General features: G+C 68.1%; 1 protein-coding gene. It reads left to right on the plus strand.

Translation table 11 applies throughout. The features are described 5' to 3' along the window. On the plus strand, nucleotides 1-1,136 hold a 1,136-nt coding region (locus QIS96_RS37620), incomplete at both ends, for an acyl-CoA dehydrogenase family protein (protein WP_282547391.1).

The following is a 1,136-nucleotide window of genomic DNA, read 5'->3' on the forward strand; positions in this document are numbered from 1 at the left end:
GACCTGTACCGTCCGGCCGAGGAGCACGACATGCTCCGGGAGGCGGTGCGTGCGCTCGCCGAGGCGAAGATCGCGCCGCACGCGGCGGCGGTCGACGAGGAGGCGCGTTTCCCGCAGGAGGCTCTGGACGCGCTGACGGCGAACGATCTGCACGCGGTGCATGTGCCGGAGGCGTACGGCGGTGCGGGCGCGGACGCCCTCGCCACGGTGATCGTGATCGAGGAGGTGGCGCGTGTCTGTGCGTCGTCGTCGTTGATCCCGGCGGTGAACAAGCTGGGCTCGCTGCCGGTGATCCTGTCCGGCTCGGAGGAGCTGAAGAAGAAGTACATGGGCCCGCTGGCCAAGGGCGAGGGCATGTTCTCGTACTGCCTGTCGGAGCCGGACGCGGGTTCGGATGCGGCGGGCATGAAGACGAAGGCCGTGCGCGACGGTGACTTCTGGGTGCTCAACGGTGTGAAGCGCTGGATCACCAACGCGGGCGTGAGCGAGTACTACACGGTGATGGCGGTGACGGACCCGGAGAAGCGCTCCAAGGGCATCTCCGCGTTCGTCGTCGAGAAGGGTGACGAGGGCGTCTCGTTCGGTGCGCCGGAGAAGAAGCTGGGCATCAAGGGCTCCCCGACCCGTGAGGTGTATCTCGACAACGTCCGTATCCCCGCCGACCGCATGATCGGCGCCGAGGGCACGGGCTTCGCCACGGCGATGAAGACCCTGGACCACACCCGGATCACCATCGCCGCGCAGGCCCTCGGCATCGCGCAGGGCGCCCTCGACTACGCCAAGGGCTATGTGCGCGAGCGCAAGCAGTTCGGCAAGCCGATCGGCGACTTCCAGGGCGTGCAGTTCATGCTCGCCGACATGGCCATGAAGATCGAGGCCGCCCGCCAGCTCACCTACGCGGCCGCCGCCAAGTCCGAGCGCGGCGACAGCGATCTGACCTTCCAGGGCGCGGCGGCGAAGTGCTTCGCCTCCGACGTCGCCATGGAGGTCACCACCGACGCCGTCCAGCTCCTCGGCGGCTACGGCTACACCCGCGACTACCCGTGCGAGCGCATGATGCGCGACGCCAAGATCACCCAGATCTACGAAGGCACCAACCAGGTCCAGCGCATCGTCATGGCCCGCAACCTGCCGTA

This window comes from Streptomyces cavernicola (assembly GCF_029968035.1).
Lineage (GTDB): Bacteria > Actinomycetota > Actinomycetes > Streptomycetales > Streptomycetaceae > Streptomyces > Streptomyces cavernicola.